Source organism: Rhodococcus sp. GQ147, assembly GCF_059759155.1.
Map to the genome: position 1 here is coordinate 1 of NZ_JCAXDU010000048.1, position 2562 is coordinate 2562.

Annotated in this window: 3 protein-coding genes; all 3 read right to left on the minus strand. The window is 61.0% G+C overall.

What is annotated here, in order from left to right; all coding sequences use genetic code 11:
* Positions 1-570: 570 nt before the first annotated feature.
* Genes AC6CID_RS24905 through AC6CID_RS24915 form a run of 3 tightly spaced genes read right to left on the minus strand, consistent with a single transcriptional unit; the run spans position 571 to position 1995 of the window.
* Complete coding sequence (locus AC6CID_RS24905; protein ID WP_039583818.1) at positions 571-807, minus strand: hypothetical protein; 237 nt, start codon at positions 805-807, stop codon at positions 571-573.
* Positions 804-1085: a sigma factor-like helix-turn-helix DNA-binding protein gene (locus AC6CID_RS24910; protein ID WP_084222259.1), complete on the minus strand. Its 282-nt coding sequence runs from the start codon at positions 1083-1085 to the stop codon at positions 804-806. Before AC6CID_RS24910 ends, AC6CID_RS24905 begins: the two co-directional genes overlap by 4 nt.
* A complete protein-coding gene (locus tag AC6CID_RS24915) occupies positions 1075-1995 on the minus strand; it encodes a replication initiation protein (protein ID WP_498354656.1) in 921 nt (306 codons plus the stop codon). Before AC6CID_RS24915 ends, AC6CID_RS24910 begins: the two co-directional genes overlap by 11 nt.
* Between the last annotated feature and the right edge of the window lie 567 nt (positions 1996-2562).

Sequence of the window (2562 nt, forward strand, 5' to 3'; positions counted from 1 at the left end):
CTATTCGCGTGCAGTGGCGAAACAAGAACGCCAACGATCGGATCGCGAGTTGCTGGACCGCCTCCTTGCGTGAGGGTCGCGGTTCGGGAGCAGGCGAGGAGCAGGCGGAGCAAGTCATGGGTGCCTCCTTGGGGCAACCGGAGACCGTCGAGGCGCAGCCGCGACCGAATCCGGGCATGAAAAAACCCCCGGACCTCTGGTGCGGGGGTTGGTATGGACGGAGTGAGGGAAGCGGCCGCGTAGACGCCCTAGAACGGGTCAGGCCGACGCAACCCGAAGGGTTGGCCGGCCATAGGTTCGGAGGTCTTAATCGCGGACGAAAGAGCATGACGCTTGCACGAGCGGGCGGAGCTCGGGCTGGCGTGGAAATAACAAAGGCCCGGGTCCAAAGGAACCACCGGGCCTGATTTTGGGTGCACGAGGTACACCAGGGGTCGATCTTACAGATAACAGGACAAGGCGCGCAAGTGCGACATGCTTCGTGCATTCGCGTCACCTCCTCAGGGGCAAAACGAGGTTCTGCCGCGCCACCGCTTCGCGGTGGCTTGCCATCGATCGAACAGAAGCTGACTAAGGCAGTCGCCGGGCGTGATGAATTGCGGCCTGGAGCGGCTCGTCGGCGCCGACTAAAGCTCGCCCAGCGTCTGCCAGAGAGTCGATCACTTCGCGTACTGAGTCTTCGGTCTCAGCATCGAGGGTGTCGGCATCAAGCATGTCCACCAGCTCCGCTAGAGCACGTAGCTCGGTATGTACAGCAGTCAGTTGGGTCTGCATTGCAGTGATGCGGGCCGATATGGCGTCGTTCATGCCATAGCTCCCTCAGTCTTGGACTGCTCGGTCTTACGGGCGTGATGCAGGATCGTCCCTACTCCACCGACCGACATACCTACCTCCACCGCGATCTCACGCAGCTTCATCCCGCTCGCACGGAGTTCGAGTACTCGCTTCCGACGTTCGGCTGCTCGAGCTTCGTATGAAGCTCGAGGCTCCGCGATGATGCGCCGCACCGTGCGTGGGGACGCACCGATTCGTTCCGCCACTTCGCGAGCTGTGCGGGTTCGCCTGGCCGGCGTCTCAGCTCCCATCGGTCGCCTCCTTCCTCACGAGGTCATGGTCGTACTTCGTTGCACGGCGACGATTGGCCTCGCGCTTCTTCTCCGTCATCTTGCGTCCGCGAGCGGATTGGATAGCGACGAAGGTGGCTTCGTAAACCGCAGGGCCATCGGCCCACATGCGGGACTTGGTGACGATCCAGCGGTGAATGCTGGCTGCGATAGCTCGTACTTCGCTTACCGGCAAAGGCTCGGAGAAGGCAGCGTTAAGGTCTGCGGCTTCGACCTGAATCGCTTTCTCTAAACCTTCGGGATCTCCCCAATGACAACGTAATTCGCGGTATGCCCAAGTGCGTGCCGTCTCGAAGAGCATGCAATTACGTCCGAGTCCGACTGGGTTTTCGCGACGACGTTTGCTCTGCCGCCACCGCGGTGGCGGCATGTGCTTTCCGAGGTCATGTTCGAGATCTGCCAGCGATCGAGTCTCGGCGTGGATCCAGTGTGTGTCCCAGGCCGAGTGAGTCGGGTTCTTCGTCATCAACCCCGAATAGGCGGCATCGCCATCGACAGCTCGGCGCAGCCCTTCGTTCACCGCTGCGGCATAAGCAAGTGGCTTACGCCTGGCGTACTCGGTGCGTGTGAAAGGTTCGGCCAATGCCCACACCGCATGTGCGTGTCCATTGCGCGGGTTTTCCACGATCGCGTTCGGCAAGGGATGATTGCCGGCGGCAGACAGGGCTCGCAGTGCCGCGTCTGGATGATCGACATCGACAACGAGAAGATTGCTCAGCGCCTGCGGATTGGCCTCAAGGTATCGCCGATCGAGCGCATCCTGGCGAGACATCCGGTAGACCCCGAGCAACAAATCGTCCGTTGCGAGCGGCCACAGAGGCAGCCACAACTGCTCCCAGTCCCCACTGAGAGATCCCCCGCTCATATCCATGCGTGACACCCTCACACGCAAGATCAATTTTTTATGTAGGACACGCCAACCAAGTCAGATGTTTCGGCGACTCCTCTGGGAAAACACACTTCCGTCCTACCCGGACCACCCTGTTCTTCGTGGTCGCAGCTTTAGTGCATGAGGTGTGTAGGGATCTTGATTTGTGGTCGATCGGAACCAGGGCCGGTGGAGTGGCACGAGACCGTTCGTATGGCCGGGACTGCGGAAGGTCGGCCGGGTACGGCTCATGGGTGCGGCAGAACTTCTCGATCCGAGTAGTTGGTGAGCACCCCTTTGGGCCGGCCCTTCCCGGGTGTCAGAACTTCTGCAAGAGGTGTGTCCCGATTTTTGGCAGGAAGAAATGATCCGCGGGAAGGCCGGCACGCTGCCACATAGATGAGTGTCCGGCCCGCAGGGGGTGGGGCCGGACACTCGATGATGATCTTTCCAGACTGGGTCGCCTGGGGCAGCCAACGAGCGTGATGTGCGGGGCCGCGGAGAGTGGTCAACCGCCGAACTTGATGCGGATCAATTCTTGGACGACTTCGTTCAGGGCGATTCGCGTGC

Excerpts from the sequence above, each read along its gene's own strand:
- AC6CID_RS24905 (WP_039583818.1), bottom strand. The coding sequence starts at position 807 with ATGAACGACGCCATATCGGCCCGCATCACTGCAATGCAGACCCAACTG.
- AC6CID_RS24910 (WP_084222259.1), bottom strand. The coding sequence starts at position 1,085 with ATGGGAGCTGAGACGCCGGCCAGGCGAACCCGCACAGCTCGCGAAGTG.
- AC6CID_RS24915 (WP_498354656.1), bottom strand. The coding sequence starts at position 1,995 with ATGGATATGAGCGGGGGATCTCTCAGTGGGGACTGGGAGCAGTTGTGG.